Source organism: Pseudomonas sp., from assembly GCF_050739995.1.
Taxonomy (GTDB): Bacteria; Pseudomonadota; Gammaproteobacteria; order Pseudomonadales; family Pseudomonadaceae; genus Aquipseudomonas.
The window spans coordinates 1-15,482 of the sequence record NZ_JBOICG010000013.1; the positions used below are offsets into that span (position 1 = coordinate 1).

At 54.9% G+C, this 15,482-nt stretch carries 16 protein-coding genes; 12 read left to right on the plus strand and 4 right to left on the minus strand.

Features of this window, described 5'->3' with window-relative positions; all coding sequences use genetic code 11:
* The coding region (locus ACRESD_RS00275) for a LacI family DNA-binding transcriptional regulator (RefSeq protein WP_431749102.1) at positions 1–600 on the minus strand (600 nt) is incomplete at its 3' end.
* Positions 601–785: 185 nt separating this feature from the next.
* Here ACRESD_RS00275 and ACRESD_RS00280 point away from each other — a divergent pair.
* From ACRESD_RS00280 to ACRESD_RS00290, 3 genes are read left to right on the plus strand one after another with little or no spacing between them, the layout of a single operon-like run.
* Positions 786–1,952: a Gfo/Idh/MocA family protein gene (locus ACRESD_RS00280; protein WP_431749103.1), complete on the plus strand. Its 1,167-nt coding sequence runs from the start codon at positions 786–788 to the stop codon at positions 1,950–1,952.
* Entirely contained in the window at positions 1,949–3,052 is a 1,104-nt protein-coding gene (locus tag ACRESD_RS00285) for a sugar phosphate isomerase/epimerase family protein (protein ID WP_431749104.1), read from the plus strand. The genes ACRESD_RS00280 and ACRESD_RS00285 overlap by 4 nt, the downstream gene beginning before the upstream one ends.
* Positions 3,053–3,094: 42 nt before the next feature.
* Positions 3,095–4,330 (plus strand): nucleoside permease, encoded by a 1,236-nt coding sequence (locus ACRESD_RS00290; protein WP_431749105.1) that lies wholly within the window; start codon positions 3,095–3,097, stop codon positions 4,328–4,330.
* Positions 4,331–4,708: 378 nt separating this feature from the next.
* On the opposite strand, the gene ACRESD_RS00295 is transcribed toward ACRESD_RS00290, so the two are convergent.
* Positions 4,709–5,008 (minus strand): putative quinol monooxygenase, encoded by a 300-nt coding sequence (locus ACRESD_RS00295; protein WP_431749106.1) that lies wholly within the window; start codon positions 5,006–5,008, stop codon positions 4,709–4,711.
* Positions 5,009–5,337: 329 nt separating this feature from the next.
* Positions 5,338–5,940, minus strand: a complete 603-nt coding sequence (locus tag ACRESD_RS00300; protein WP_286835591.1) for an XRE family transcriptional regulator — start codon at positions 5,938–5,940, stop codon at positions 5,338–5,340.
* A 160-nt stretch (positions 5,941–6,100) separates the two neighbouring features.
* On the opposite strand from ACRESD_RS00300, the gene ACRESD_RS00305 reads away from it, so the two are divergent.
* Together ACRESD_RS00305 and ACRESD_RS00310 are read left to right on the plus strand one after the other, a co-directional pair.
* Positions 6,101–6,802: a B3/B4 domain-containing protein gene (locus tag ACRESD_RS00305; RefSeq protein ID WP_431749107.1), complete on the plus strand. Its 702-nt coding sequence runs from the start codon at positions 6,101–6,103 to the stop codon at positions 6,800–6,802.
* Between the two features lie 22 nt (positions 6,803–6,824).
* A complete protein-coding gene (locus ACRESD_RS00310) occupies positions 6,825–7,718 on the plus strand; it encodes a dihydrodipicolinate synthase family protein (protein WP_431749108.1) in 894 nt (297 codons plus the stop codon).
* 55 nt (positions 7,719–7,773) lie between these two features.
* On the opposite strand, the gene ACRESD_RS00315 is transcribed toward ACRESD_RS00310, so the two are convergent.
* A complete protein-coding gene (locus ACRESD_RS00315; RefSeq protein ID WP_431749109.1) occupies positions 7,774–8,187 on the minus strand; it encodes a DinB family protein in 414 nt (137 codons plus the stop codon).
* 292 nt (positions 8,188–8,479) lie between these two features.
* Here ACRESD_RS00315 and thrC point away from each other — a divergent pair, with 292 nt between their 5' ends.
* The 7 genes from thrC to ACRESD_RS00350 form a co-directional block, all read left to right on the plus strand.
* Complete coding sequence (gene thrC / locus ACRESD_RS00320; protein WP_431749110.1) at positions 8,480–9,883, plus strand: threonine synthase; 1,404 nt, start codon at positions 8,480–8,482, stop codon at positions 9,881–9,883.
* Between the two features lie 14 nt (positions 9,884–9,897).
* Positions 9,898–10,335, plus strand: coding sequence for an Lrp/AsnC family transcriptional regulator (locus ACRESD_RS00325; RefSeq protein WP_027606629.1), 438 nt, complete (start codon positions 9,898–9,900; stop codon positions 10,333–10,335).
* Positions 10,336–10,452: 117 nt separating this feature from the next.
* On the plus strand, positions 10,453–11,502 hold the full coding sequence (locus ACRESD_RS00330) for a homoserine dehydrogenase (RefSeq protein ID WP_431749111.1): 1,050 nt from the start codon (positions 10,453–10,455) through the stop codon (positions 11,500–11,502).
* Between the two features lie 2 nt (positions 11,503–11,504).
* The gene (locus tag ACRESD_RS00335; protein ID WP_431749112.1) at positions 11,505–12,923 is read left to right on the plus strand and encodes an aldehyde dehydrogenase family protein; all 1,419 of its coding nucleotides are present in this window, start codon (positions 11,505–11,507) and stop codon (positions 12,921–12,923) included.
* A gap of 51 nt (positions 12,924–12,974) precedes the next feature.
* On the plus strand, positions 12,975–14,177 hold the full coding sequence (locus ACRESD_RS00340; protein WP_139645610.1) for a trans-sulfuration enzyme family protein: 1,203 nt from the start codon (positions 12,975–12,977) through the stop codon (positions 14,175–14,177).
* Between the two features lie 142 nt (positions 14,178–14,319).
* A complete protein-coding gene (locus ACRESD_RS00345; protein WP_041021439.1) occupies positions 14,320–14,637 on the plus strand; it encodes a DMT family transporter in 318 nt (105 codons plus the stop codon).
* A 174-nt stretch (positions 14,638–14,811) separates the two neighbouring features.
* A partial coding sequence (locus tag ACRESD_RS00350; protein ID WP_431749113.1) for a transporter substrate-binding domain-containing protein occupies positions 14,812–15,482 on the plus strand: 671 nt, incomplete at its 3' end.

A 15,482-nucleotide genomic window follows, 5' to 3' on the forward strand; every position in this document is an offset into this window, starting at 1 on the left:
AGCCAATGCCGCCTGGTAGCCCGCCACTCGATCCTGGGTCAGTGGGCTGCTTTGAGGGCCCTTGATCAAGCCAATCCGACGATGCCCCAAACCGATCAGGTGTTCGGTCATCGCTTTGGCGGCTGCCTGGTTGTCGAGGCTGATGGTGGGATGGCGTCCATCCTTGATCACTTCGCAGGCGTTGATCATCGGCGGGGTGTCTGCTCGGTCGGCCGGGAAAGGATCGTAGGCGCGCAACTGAATCACGCCATCCGCCTGATGGGCGTCAACCAGCTCGGCAAACTCGCGCTCGATGTCTTCGCGGCCCTGGGTGTCGCAGAGCAACAGTCGATAACCCGCGGCCTGGGCGGCCTGTTGCGCGCCGCTGATCACGCGCGTGAAAAACGTGTTGGCAATCTTTGGGACGAGGATGACCAGGTTGGCGGTGCGCCGAGAGCGAAACTGGACAGCCATCAAGTTGGGGCGATAACCCGTCTGTTCGACGGCAGCGTTGACCTTGTCCCGCGTGGCCTGACGCACGCGGTCGGGTGATGTCAGGGTGCGCGATACGGTAGCCACCGAAACGCCGGCGAGCCGGGCGACTTCACGAATATTGGACAAAATCACCTCGTGTTTGAACTGTGCGTTGGGCGAGCTTACAGCAGGTTTGCCTGCGCTTGAATCCTCGCGACTGTGGATTATCGAATTGACAGCTTACTCTCCAGCGCATAAATTCCAGTTGAAATGTAACCGGTTACATTCTGATGAAAACAGCTTTCAACCGAGCCGGACAGAGAAGGTCAGCGATGAACACAGTGATACCCAAAATAAGAATGGGCTTTGTCGGTGGGGGGGAGGGTTCGTTTATCGCCCAGGCTCACCACCAGGCCGCGGGGCTCGATGGGCGCTTTGAGCTGGTTTGCGGTGCGTTCAGTCGCGACGCGCAGAACAACCTGCGTACGGGCAGCCACCTGGGCCTGGCGCAATCACGCTGCTACAGCACATGGCAATCAATGCTGGAGGCCGAGCGCGCGCTGCCGGCCGAACAGCGCATGGAACTGCTGGTGATTGTCACCCCCAATCATCTTCACGCACCAGTGGCCAGCGAAGCGCTGGCCGCCGGTTTCCATGTGTTCAGCGAGAAGCCCGCGGCCTTGAACCTGGCTGAGCTGCAGGCCCTGAAAACCCGTTTGCACAGCAGCGTTGGGCTCTATGGCCTGGCCCACACCTACCTCGGTTACCCCATGGTCTGGCAAGCGCGGGAAATGGTGCGCAGTGGCTTGATTGGCGTGGTGCGAAAGGTCCTGGTGGAGTATCCCCAGGGCTGGCTCAGCCAGGATGTGGCCGGGCAGGGCAACAAGCAGGCCGAGTGGCGTGGGCAGCCGGAACTGTCCGGAGTGGGCGGCTGCATCGCCGATATCGGCACCCATGCTTTTTCCCTGGCGGAGTTTGTGGCTGATCAAACCGTCACCCACCTGTGTGCCAGTCTGGGGGTGCACGTCGAGGGCCGTCAGTTGGATGACGACGCCGCGATGCTGCTGAAGATGGAGCAGGGCGCCAGTGGCGTGCTGATCGCCAGCCAGGTCTGCGCGGGGGAAGAGAACCCGCTGAGTATTCGTGTCTACGGTGACAAGGGCGGCCTTGAATGGCGCCAGGAACAACCCGCCAGCCTGATTCATCGTTCATTGGAGCAACCGATGCGCGTCTTGCGCTCCGGCACCGGGCAGCCGTGGTTGTGCGAGGCCGCGACCCAGCGTATGCGCTTGCCCGCTGGTCATCCCGAAGGTTACCTGGAAGCCATGGCCAATCTGTATGGCGATTTTGCCCAGGCTATTCGCGGCGAGGTTGAAGGCCACACCGCGCCGGGTGTGCCGGGGATCGAGGTGGGCCTGCGTGGCATGGCCTTTATCGAGGCGGCCATCGCCAGCCACACCAGCGATGCCAAGTGGACCCCGCTGGAGTGCAGCCGATGAAACCGCAGACGGCTGCCGTGCCCCCGAATGCCCTTGCCCCTCAAGGCCTGCGTGGCCCCGGGATATTCCTGGCGCAGTTCATCACCGATGAAGCGCCTTTCGACACTCTGGCCAATATCGCCCAATGGGCAGCGTCCCAGGGCTACACAGCCATTCAACTACCGACCCTGGGCACGCGCTACATCGACCTTGAACGCGCAGCCGAAAGCCAGAGCTATTGCGATGATCTGAAGGCCGTCTGCGCCAGCGCCGGGGTTGAAATCAGCGAACTGTCCACCCACCTGCAAGGGCAGTTGGTGGCCGTGCACCCGGCGTTCGATGCGCTGTTCGATGACTTCGCGCCGGCTCATCTGCGTGGCCAACCCCAGGCGCGTACCGAGTGGGCGATCGAGCAATTGAAGCTGGCAGCACGGGCCAGCCAGCGTCTGGGCCTGACGGCACACGCAACGTTTTCCGGGGCCTTGCTCTGGCCCTATATGTACCCCTGGCCACAGCGCCCGGCCGGTTTGGTGGAGCAAGGTTTTGCCGAACTGGCCAAGCGCTGGCTGCCGATCCTCGACTGTTTTGATCAGGTCGGCGTCGACCTATGCTACGAAATTCACCCGGGTGAAGACCTGCACGACGGCGCCTCATTCGAGCGTTTCCTCGAGGCGGTCAATCATCATCCCCGTGCGGCCATCCTCTATGACCCCAGCCACCTATTGCTTCAGCAAATGGACTACCTGGGGTTTATCGACCGTTATCACTCACGCATCCGCATGTTCCACGTCAAGGACGCGGAGTTCCGTCCCGATGCGCGCTCCGGTGTCTATGGCGGTTACCAGGGTTGGGTCGAGCGCCCCGGGCGTTTCCGCTCGTTGGGTGATGGCCAGATCGACTTCAAGTCGATCTTCAGCAAGCTGACCCAATACGGCTTCACCGGTTGGGCCGTGCTGGAGTGGGAGTGCTGCCTGAAAGACTCCGCCCAAGGCGCTGCCGAAGGCGCGGGGTTCATCCGTGACCACATGATTAGCCGCAGCCAAAAGGCCTTTGACGATTTTGTCAGCGTGACCAGCGATGCGGCTTCCAACAGGCGTTTGTTGGGCTTGCCTGACGCCTGAGTTTCACCAGTTTTTTTCAATAACAATAAGACGGTGACTGTTATGACGTGGATGACTGCGCGCTTGAGCGCCATGATGTTTCTGCAGTTCTTCATCTGGGGTGGCTGGTTCGTCACCCTGGGCACTTTTCTGTCCAGCCAGTTGGGCGCCAGCGGCGGGCAGATTGGCATGGCGTTCTCGACCCAGTCCTGGGGCGCGATCATTGCCCCGTTCGTGATCGGGCTGATCGCTGACCGCTTCTTCAATGCCGAACGCATTCTGGCGGTGCTGCACCTGGTGGGGGCTGTGTTGCTCTATCAGCTATACCGAGCGCCGGACTTCGGTGCGTTCTATCCCTACGTGCTGGCCTACATGATGATCTATATGCCGACCCTGGCACTGGTCAACTCCGTTGCTTTTCGCCAGATGCGCGATCCGGCGCTGGAGTTCTCGCGTATTCGGGTGTGGGGCACCGTGGGCTGGATTGTCGCGGGTGTGATGATCAGTTTTGTGTTTGCCTGGGACTCGAAAGCCGCGATTGCTTCCGGTGGCCTGCGCAACACCTTCCTGATGGCGGCGCTGGCGTCGCTGGTGCTGGGCGTCTACAGCTTCACGCTGCCCAGTACGGCGCCGCTGAAAGCCGAATCAACGCGAACCGGTGTTAAACAGATCCTCGGCCTAGATGCCTTGGGTCTCCTGAAAGACCGCAGCTACCTGGTATTCTTCGTTGCCTCGATCCTGATCTGTATCCCGCTGGCGTTCTATTACCAGAATACCAATCCGTTCCTCGCCGACATAGGCATGACCAATCCCACGGCGAAGATGGCTATCGGGCAGGTCTCCGAAGTCCTGTTCATGCTGCTGCTGCCCCTGTTCATTCACCGTTTCGGCATCAAGATCGCGTTACTGATGGGCATGCTGGCCTGGGCCTTGCGATACGTGCTGTTCGCCTACGGCAATAACGCCGACCTGGCCTTTATGCTGTTCACCGGCATTGCTCTGCACGGCATCTGCTACGACTTTTTCTTTGTGTCCGGGCAGATCTATACCGACGCGAAAACCCCTGAGCGTTTCAGAAGCTCGGCCCAGGGCCTGATTACCCTGGCCACCTACGGCGTTGGCATGCTGATCGGTTTCTGGGTCGCGGGCCATGTCTCTGATTACTACGCCACTCCTGCGGGTCACCAGTGGCAGAGCATCTGGTTGTTCCCGGCGTTCTTTTCCCTGGGTGTGGTGTTGGTGTTCATGTTTGCCTTTCGCGATGCGCGGCGGTCTGAGTTGGCACCTGCCAAGGCTTGAGCGGTTATGACTTGATAACAACCCACCTTGAAATGGCGATGCGCGGGGCAGGCAAAAACTGAATGGCGAACCGAATGCCTTTCAGAGCCCCGTGTTGGACAGTGCGATATCAGTCGTGAGCGAGTGACACCGAGAGATCACGCCACGCCGCCAGTTTCTCATGACGATTCTGAAGTTCGTCTTCAAAATAGCCGATAGCGTCGCTGCCAGCGGTGAAGCGCGGTGGACGCTTTCAGTGTGGGCTAAGATAATCAAGGCCTGCGCCAGCTTCTTCGGATCATTGGCTTACTTGCCATGTACCGCCAGGACCGCTTCACGTGAGCCGGCTGGATTCTTTGCGTAATCTTCAACGCTGTGCCTGCGGGCCTGATTGCCCAATCATTGACCTTGCTGTGCGCTGAGCTGCACCGGGTCGGTTTCGATGATCGTTCTGGACACGATCATCGACTTTGTCGTTTTCACGTATTTCTGAAAATGGGCAGATGCGATATGGCTTTTGTAGGCCACTTCGTTTGCATAGATTTTGAAGAAGTGAAGGCGGTTCGGGTGGCCCTTTTCCGCCACCGAATAAATCGCGAGCACGCCAGGCTCAAGGCGAACAGAGTCAGCTATTTCCTCCTTGACCGCCGTTTGGTAAGCCGCCAATTGAGCAGGGTCTATCACGAGTTGTGCACCCAATGTAGCAATCCACTGGAAGTGAATGGAGCTCCATGGTTTGTGGAAAGGCAGAAATGATCGGATAAACAGTCCGCTAGATGGCCTTTAAAGACTCTCAGGGTCTCCGAAAAACATTTTGACTGGGCTCTAGAACAGTGTTTTTAGGCTGTAAAATGCTAAATGTGCCCCCAATTTTGCCCCCAGTCACATGCGCTGCTCGAGCAATTGTGAATGCGCGCCCTGGCGGTGATCCACCGCAGTAATTGATCGGGTTCAGTGGTAACAACCCCTTTGAAATTGGCAGGTTCGTCCACTTTGCAGATGCTTACTGACGGCCAGCCTGCTGCTATCTACTGATGCATCTCGGTCACGGACATAGTGAATACCAACTTGGATCTGCCAGCGTTGGAATAGGAATGGGGAACATCGGTTTTGGCCACTGCCGAACTCCCCGCAGGAATGACCAACTCTGTTTCCCCTACCACACATTTCAGCGCGCCTTTTTCCACATGAAACAGCTCAAGCGTGCCCTGAGGATGCCCCTGTGAAGAGAAGGATTCGCCTGGGTGCATTTCCCAACGCCACAGTTCGATCATATTTGGTCCGGACGTTCCAGCCAGAAGGCGCGCCGTTCCTCCCAGGTCCCCGGTCCAGAGCGTGGGGATGTCTTGGCTGTCGATGATATGGGCGGACGGGGCTTCGCTCACATTGACGATGTCTGCAACGGACAGGCCCAGCGCGGCGGCGATTTTGCAAAGGATGCCGATACTGGGGTTCGCCGTACATTTCTCTATTTCGACAACCATTCCTTTGCTCACGCCAGCACGGCGGGAAAGTTCATCCAGCGTGATCTTCTGTGTTTTGCGTGCCTGTTTAAGTGTGCGCGCAACGGCCAGGCTGACGGCATGAGCATCAGCGCCAGGGGTACTCGACAGGCTGGTATTGGTGGTCATTGATGAAGGTCATGAGAAAAATGTGCTTGGATTCTCGGCCTTTATAAGTAGCTCCGTCAATCGGATCAGCCGTTATAGTAGATGATAATGGTCATTATATTGACTTTATTGGTCGTCGCTGACTAGCATGAAATGACATTTAGGTTCCTGGAGGTTTTTGATGCTGTCCGTACTGCCGTTAATCGATCAAGCCGTTGGCGAGCTGGCGCCGGAGTTCAGGGCCCTGAGTATCGTGGTGGAAGCTGCACCACTGGCTTATCCTGAGGTGGCCCAGGCTGCGCTGGACCGTGCTTGCAAGGCTGTGCAGGAAGGTGGGCCAAGCTGGGGAGAAGGCCATCTGGCTGCATGGGCTGAGACCTTTCGAAAGTTTGGGGCCAAGCCGCAGCGCACACCTTGTTCAGCTGAAGCGCTGCGTAAACGAGTTTTACGTGACGGCAGCTTGCCTAGCCTGGATCCCATCGTCGATCTCTACAACGCAATCAGCATTGAGTACGCCATCCCGGTTGGCGGGGAAAACATTGAAGCCTATGTGGGCTCCCCACGGCTCGTAGTCGCTGATGGCACTGAGCCTTTTGACACGATGAAAGAGGGGGCTGCTGCCTTCGAGTATCCGGATGCCGGCGAGGTTGTCTGGCGCGATGACAAAGGCGTGACCTGCCGTCGCTGGAATTGGCGGCAAGGTGTCAGGACCCGTCTCGGTGCTGACGCGAGGAGCATGTGGTTCATTCTGGAGAGTTTGCCGGCGATGCCGCTTGAAGCCCTGACGGAAGCGGGGGACAAACTCATCGAAGGGTTGCAGCAAATGATGCCAGGCGTCCAGATCGAAAGCTCACTGATTGGTCCTGGGGCAAATAGTCCATAGACCACTGCAAGGAGTGATGACGATGTTTACCGGTCTTAGTGCATTTCCTCTGACCCCTATGGATGAGCAGGGTGTGGACGAAAATGCTTTTACTTGTCTTGTGCAGCAATTGGTGGCAGCTAAAGTAGATTCCATCGGGGCTCTAGGATCCACCGGAAGCTATGCGTATCTTTCTCGAGCCGAACGTTCTCGAGTTGCTCAGTTGGCAGTAGAGGCCGCGGAGGACGTGCCTGTGATGGTGAGCATCGGCGCGCTGCGTACACGCGACGTTTTGCTGCTGGCTGAGGATGCGCAAGCCGTGGGGGTCAAAGCCTTGCTGCTGCCACCCGTGTCATATCAAAAACTGACTCAGGACGATGTGTTCTCGATGTACGAAATGGTTTCGGCCAACGTCTCAATCCCGCTATGTGTCTATGACAATCCTGGTATCACTCATTTCGAATTTACCGATGAGTTACACGGGCGTATTGCAGAGCTACCCAATGTCAGCTCAATCAAAATCCCTGGCGTCCCCGAGGCGCCGCATCTGGCCAGGGAGCGCGTGGAGCGCCTGCGGAAATTGATTCCGAGTCACGTGACTATTGGAATAAGCGGCGATGCGTTTGCCGCTGTTGGAATGAATGCCGGTTGCGATGCCTGGTATTCGGTCATGGGCGGTTTGTTCCCCAATACGGCGCTCGCCATCACACGAGCAGCATTGTCAGGTGACGCCTTTGAGGCTATGCGCCTCTCCGAATCCTTGAAGCCGCTTTGGGCATTGTTCAGCCAATTTGGCGGTAGCTTTCGCGTGATAGCCACTGCAGCGGAGCTACGCGGTATTACTCACTCTCCGAGCGTGCCTTTGCCGCTTAGAACCATCGGAGGGGAAGGACGCAAGCAAATTGCAGCGGTGATAGACGCGCTCGAATTGAGCTGAGCACTGCGGTGAACACTCTGCCTCATCACGGTTGAGGAGGCAGAAATCCAACTGCCTACAGTTTCAAAAACGTTGTGAAATGATCTTGGTGTCCCTCCAGGATTTCCCTGGGTAGGATCGTGCTAACACTTCCTCGATGCTGCAGGCCATGAGAAAGCACATGAGCAAGGATTTGTTCTTTGGTCATGTTGCCGGGTTTGCCATCCTTGAAAATAAATTCCACCGGTTCAGACAGCTCCTTTGCAGTGACTGATTTCGTGTAATCGACAAACCATTGATTTGCCGTTGTGAAAGCCTCTTCCAACTGACGAATGTCTTGCCGCTGCTCATTGACGACATCATCAAATTCCTCCGGTTTTCCCTGCAGTCTGGCGATGAATAGTTGGTCCACAATATTGATGTGCCTGAGCCAATAACAGGCCTTCTCCATTCCACAGGAAACGACTGCGAAATGGGCGCTTTCAAGCACCTGAATAACACATCCTCAAACCATGTCTTGTACTGATAAAGCGAGTGCAGCAGATTCTTGGCACACATGGTAAGCATTATCGCCCCTCGCACATCCCATGGGCTTGGACAAAAGGGGGGTTCGTGTAACGGGAACGGAATACCGTTAGCGAGATATGATAGTCGATATATTGACCTTCATGGTCATTGGTATGAAGCTGGATCAAAGGCGATTAACGCTACCGCATTGAATTCCGCAGAAGCCCCAGCTTGCAGGTGGCCGGCTCGGAAATGGCTTGAGGGTGTCTTGGATCATGAAATACGTCAGCACACGGACCCCTGGTAGAACGTACGAATTCAGCGAGGTGCTGATGGGGGCGTACGCGCCTGACGGTGGCTTGTACGTGCCGCACAAGGTTCCCCGCTTCAAAAAGGAGGAGCTCTCAAAGCTCGAATGGTTGCCCTTCCATGAATTGGCTCGCTACGTAATCGAGCCCTTTCTGGGGGGATGGATCGAGCAGGATCTGTTGTCTCGGATGCTTGAGGAGATTTTTGATTGTTTTAAAAGCAACGCAGTGACACCGCTGTACCAGACCGCAAGTAACGAGTGGATACTCGAATTGTTTCATGGGCCGTCAGGCGTCTACCAAGACGTTGGCCTTCAGTTGATGTCTCGCTTTATCGATCATGATTTACTCAGGTCTGGTAAGAAGGCGCTGATTATAGGTTGTACAGGTGGAGATACTGGCACCGCAGCAATAAAAGCATTTTCGGGAATGAAGGGCGTTACGTTGTTGGTATTGCATCCATCCATGGGGTTAACGGCGGAGGATCGCATACGCTTACTGAGTACGCACGAAGATAATGTTGTGAATGTTGCGGTCGACGGAGACTATTCTGATTGTCATCGTTTGTGTGAGCAGTTCCTGAAACAAAGTAATAATGCACGGCAGCATCTTATTTCGTTCAACTCAGTGCACTGGGTTCGCGTACTTGCGCACCTCTCCTTCTATTTCTATTCTGCTCTTCAGCTCGGTGCGCCTAAAAGAGAGATTGCTTTCAGTGTCCCGACTGGAAATTTTGGCGCCCTGTACGCTGGTTATATTGCCAAGCAAATGGGACTGCCGATTCGACAGCTTATCGTTGCCACGAATGCTAACGCCGGACTGCATAACTTTCTCCAATCAAATCTGTACAGTCGAAATGAAATTCGTGCTACCAAAATTCCCACTATGAATGTTTCATTAGCCTCTAATTTTGAGCGCCTACAGTGGAGCATTTTAAATCGATGCGGAGAAAAAGTAGCTCGTAATATGCAGTTGCTAGAAGGCGAGGGAACTATTCAGTTAGCGCAGGATGAATGGTTGGAGGCACGCAAACTGTTTGACTCACTGGCTGTGGACGATGCAGACGCATTCAGTTGTATTCATGAGGTCTTTGCAGAGAGTGGATATCTGGTCAGTCCCAATACCGCCATCGGCTTGCGCGCTGCACGTGTAAGCAGACGCAGCTTGATGATCCCCATGATTTGCCTGGCAACCACACATCCGTCGAAAGTTGGCACTGCAACCCAAAAGTCAGAGATTGTTGGCCACCTAAATACAATTGGTGTTCCTGTAGTTGCTGAACAAGACTGTACTTCAATTCCCAACGACGTCAGGTCGCTGATCTCACTGGTCAGGGCATTATCAAAAGACACGGAGTCTCACTCGTTATAAGTCCGGAGCCAGAGATGAAACGTGTTTTAGATAAAGTTGATGAAAAGATTTTGGAGGAGCTAACTCGCAATGCACGGTTGGCCCACAACGATATTGCCCTAAAAGTCAATTTGTCCAGGAACGCAGTCAGGCTGCGGATTGAGCGATTGGAACGCGATGGGTATGTCCGAGGCTACACAATTATTAAAGGTATGCCTTCAGCTGATGCAGGACCCATTAATGCATTAATCTTCGTTTATCGTAAGGATCGTATGCGAGATTCAGAAGTTGTTCGCTCCGTTGGTGCAATGCCTGAAGTTATTTCCTGCAATGTGATGAGTGGCGACCTCGATATTGTACTTACGGTTCAGGCGATGAATGCAGATCGTATCCACAGGGTATGGAGTGAGATCTCGACGCTGCCGGGAGTCCTGAATACCGTAACGTCTTTTGTTCTGTCGAGCACAAAATAGCAAGTTGCGCTGTTGTACGAGCATTTTGCTCGCAACAACGTTCTGCTTGCCATATTCGTAAAGTTAAGTTGGCGGCTTACTATCTCAGCACCACAACATAACAATGAGAACCCTGTCGTGACTGAATACAAAATTGCGTTGCTTGGATTTGGTGGCGTTAACCGCGCGCTGACCCAGCTTATTGCCGATAAGAATTCGCGTTGGGCCGATGAATTAGGTTTTACCTTGAGGATTGTCGGTGTCAGTGACCTTTACCTCGGATCGATCATTAACAAAGACGGCCTGGACGCTCGTGAATTGGCAGCAGTGCCTGCTGCTAAAGGCAGTTTCCGGACCCTGGCCGGCGGGACTGCTGAGCCGGCAAACGAAACCGTTATCCGCTTCTCTGGCGCCGATATTGTCGCTGAGGCAACGTTCACCAATCCTGTGGATGGTGAACCGGCTACGACCTTCTGCCGCTGGGCTCTGGAAAAGGGCGTCAGTGTCGTGACCACCAACAAAGGGCCCGTGGCGCTGCATGCACAAAGCTTGAAGACGCTGGCCGATAGCACCGGCGCCCGCTTTGAATTTGAAGGTTCTGTCATGAGCGGGACCCCGGTTATCCGTTTGGCCAAGGAGTCACTGGCAGGCTCGGAAATCACCGGCTTCAAGGGGATTCTCAACGGTACTTCAAACTTTGTCCTCTCCAGCATGGAGACGGGGTTGGACTTCTCCAGTGCTGTCGCAAAAGCGCAGGAATTGGGGTATGCCGAAGCTGACCCAACAGCGGATGTAGAAGGGCACGATGTGCGCTTGAAGGTTGTCATCCTCGCCAATGAACTGCTAGGCGCAAAACTCAAACCAAGCGACGTCCTGTGCAAAGGGATTTCTGAAATCACGGCCAAGGATATTGCCGAGGCGACGAAAGCAAATGCCCGCTGGAAGCTGATTGGCAGCGCAGAGAAACGGAGCGATGGTTCGATTTCAGCATCAGTGAGTCCGAAGCTCTTGCCGGCGAGCGACGCGCTCTCAGCCGTGAGCGGAGCCACCAACGCAATTACCTTCAACACGGCCATTCTCGGTCCCGTCACTTTAGTGGGTGCGGGGGCAGGTCGTTTTGAAACCGCATTTGCCTTGCTCGCCGACATCGTAAGCATCCACAACCACAAAACCACGTCAGGTAAGTAATCATGAATAGCTTGAGTCTCTCGCTCGCTGCTGATTATAAGGCCATTACGGTGCTCAGCCCGTTTGACGGCAGCAAAGTGGGTGAAGTGGCAGACATACCCGCATCATCCGCTACCACAATAGTTGACACCGCCATTTTAGGTGCCTTGATTGCCAAGGATCTGCCGCGCCATGAGCGTGCGCGTATCTTGGAAAAGGCCGCAAGCTCAGTCGAGCGTGACAAGGACTCCTTTGCCAAACTGATCGTCGCGGAGTCAGGAAAAACGCTGAAGCAGGCGCGAAAGGAGGTGTTGCGATGCGTCAATACCTTGAAGTTGTCTGCCGAAGAAGCCAAGCGCAATGCCGGTGAAGTCATTCCTTTTGACGCCTATGTCGGGTCTGAATCCCGTCAGGGCTGGTTCACCCGTGAACCGTTGGGCGTCATCGTTGCCATCACCCCTTACAACGACCCGCTTAACCTGGTCGCGCATAAATTGGGGCCTGCCATTGCAGGAGGAAATGCTGTTGTTCTCAAGCCGTCTGAGCTCACACCGCTATCAGCGATCAAGCTGGTGGAGTGCTTGATCGACGCGGGTCTGCCTCCGGTTGTTGTCACCGTTGCAACAGGCGGCGCCGCCCTGGGCAAGGCTCTTGTGGCCCACCGTGCGGTGCGCATGGTGTCTTTCACCGGCGGCTTTGTCACGGGTGAGCAGATCGCTCGTACAGCTGGCCTCAAGAAGCTAGCGATGGACCTTGGCGGTAATGCGCCGGTCATCGTGATGGCTGATTGTGATTTGGATGAAACCGTTGATTCATGCGTGTCGGGGGCTTTCTGGGCGGCCGGACAAAACTGCATCGGTACCCAACGGATCCTCATCGAGGGTTCACTCTATGAAGCCTTCAAAACGCGCTTTGTTGAACAGACCTCTAAGTTGATCGTCGGTAACCCTGCAGATGAGCAGACGGACGTAGGGCCGATGATTACCGAGGCGTCAGCCAAGCGTACCGAGGAAGTGGTCAATGACGCCATTGCCAAAGGCGCCACGTTGTTGTTTGGCAACACATGTAACGGCTCGCTCTATTCACCTACCGTGCTGGAAGGCGTCGACCGCCAATGCAAGTTGTGGTGCGAAGAGGTGTTCAGTCCGGTAGTCATCCTTCAGAGCGTCGCCTCCCTGGATGAAGCATTGGCGCTGGCTAACGAACCTGAATACAGCCTGCATGCTGGGATCTTCACCAGCAATCTAAAGGTTGCAATGACCGCCGCTAAACGACTGGAGGCGGGCGGGGTGATGATCAACGACTCTTCCGACTACCGTTTTGATGCAATGCCTTTCGGCGGCTTCAAGTACGGGAGCATGGGTCGTGAGGGCGTACGTTTCGCTTACGAAGACATGACGCAACCCAAGGTCGTTTGCATTAACGGTGTGAGTGGAAGCTAAGCAACTCGCTCAACTCAAGAATGAAACACACAACAATAAAGAGGAAACGACATGCGCCCCGATAAGCACAACCTTTCGACATTATCTGCAGCGACACTTGCTGTTCATGGCGGCAATGTCGCGGATGTCACCAGTGGCGCCGTCCGTACACCATTGGTCATGGCGAACTCCTATCTCTTGCCGGAAGATCCGGCGACCATGGACTGGTCGAGCCCGGACGGGCTCGTGTACACACGCAATCAAGGCCACAACCAGGTTTGCCTTGAGAAAAAACTCGCAGCCCTTGAGGGTTGTGAAGACGCGGTGGTATTCGCGACCGGTGTTGCTGCCTTGCACTCGGTATTTTTTTCATTCTTGAAAAGTGGTGATCACGTCATCGTCAGTGACATCACCTACCAGGCAGTCTGGCGGCTTTTCGCCGAACTACTGCCTGAACGTTACGGCATTGAGGCAACCTTCGTAGACGTAGGTGACCTGGAATCGGTACGTAACGCCATTCGCCCCAATACCAAGCTGATCCACACTGAAACGATCGCCAACCCCACCACGAAAGTTGCAGACATTGCCGCATTGGCTGAGATTGCGCACGCCCATGGCGCGCTGATCTCTGTGGATGCCACATTCACGCCGCCTCCATTTTTTCGTGCAAGTCAACACGGTGTCGACTTCGTCATTCACTCATTGACCAAGTACATCAATGGCCATGGTGATGCCATGGGCGGGGTAGTGATCGGCTCCAACCAGTTGATCAACAAGATCAAGAATGATGCCTTGGTTGACCTCGGCGCGACCATTTCGCCGTTCAATGCGTGGATGATCATGCGCGGTTCGGTCACGTTGCCTCTGCGCTTGAAGCAATTATTGAACTCGGCCGAAAAGTTGGCTCAGTTTCTGGATAGCGATGATCGGATTGCTTACGTCTACTACCCCGGTTTGCCCTCCCACCCGCAGCATGAGTTGGCGCGCCGGCAATTTGCGGGCAAGGGTTATGGTGCTGTGATGGCGTTTGCCGTAGAGGGTGATCCTGATACCCAGAATCGCTTTGTCTCGAACCTGCGCATCATCACGTCGGCCGTTTCATTAGGGCATGACGAATCACTGATCGTGCACGTAGGTGCAGAGGGTCGAGGTGGCTTTGACAAGTACCCCGAAGAGTTCCGCCAGTACGGTCATTTGCGGTTTTCTGTAGGACTGGAAGACCCAGAAGACTTGATCAAGGATATTGCGTTCGCGCTGGACGCAACATTCAAGTGATTTGAATACGGACGCTATGTAACCAGGGTTTGGTCAACCCGTCTTTACCCCCGTCCTCGCGGGGGTCTTTTTAATAACGTTGACGTGTTAATTGCGCCTGGCGCAAACAGTCTTTGTGTTTTTTATTGATTGGGAGTTGCTCATGGCTTGGGTGAGTTTGATAGTTGCGGGGATATTTGAAGTTGTGTGGGCTTTTTCGATGAAACAATCTGAAGGGTTTACGCGATTGGTGCCCACGGTCATTACATTTGTCACCGTGGTTGCCAGTTTCGCGCTTTTATCCTTCTCGATGAAGAGCTTGCCGCTGGGTACGGCGTACACCATCTGGACGGGGATCGGCGCTGTGGGGGCTTTTGCTGCAGGTATTTTCTTCATGGGTGAACCCGCCACGCTGTTGCGTATCGTGGCCGCCGTATTGATTGTCAGTGGACTGTTAATGATGAAATTGGTGTCTGCTTGAAAAGGCGAGCATTTTGCTCGTGATAACGTTCAATTTGCCATATTCGTAAAGTCGCCGTACTCAGGTAACGTTCAAGTCGAGACGCAGGTCTCGCTAAATAATAACGAGCGTCATGGTTAATGCTGTCGGATGTTTACTGCCCTTAATCCAACTACAATATCTAGGGATGTAATTATGATTTCGCTAAAAAAGCTATGTTTAGTAATGGGCTTGGCGTTGTGCACAAGTGCAGTGTCTGCCAAAGAATACTCCACCTTGCGTTTCGGCGTAGATGCCAATTACGCGCCGTTTGAGTCCAAGGCCGCCGATGGCAGCCTCAAGGGATTTGATATTGACTTGGGCAACGCGATTTGCGCCAAGCTTTCAGTCAAATGCATCTGGGTGGAAAGCGATTTTGATGGCCTGATACCAGGCCTCAGGGCCGGCAAGTTCGACGGTATCCTGTCATCCATGACCGTGACGGCCACTCGTGAAAAAGCCATTGATTTTTCAAGCGAGCTTTTCTCCGGATTCACGTCCTATGTGTTCAAGAAGGGGTCGGACCTGAGCACGGATGTGGCATCACTCAAAGGCAAAACGGTTGGCTATTTTCAAGGCAGTATCCAGGAAGCTTACGCCAAGGCCGTGCTGGACAAAGCCGGGGTAAAAATCCAGTCCTATCAGAACCAGGATCAGGTGTATTACGACCTGGTAGCGGGTCGGCTGGATGCATCCCTTCAGGATGCGCTTCAAGCCCAACTGGGTTTTATCAACTCCCCCCAGGGCGCTGACTACGAAATGAGCCCGTCGGTCGAGAGCCCTTATCTTCCCTCCAAAACAGCCATCGGCATCGCCAAGGGCAATAC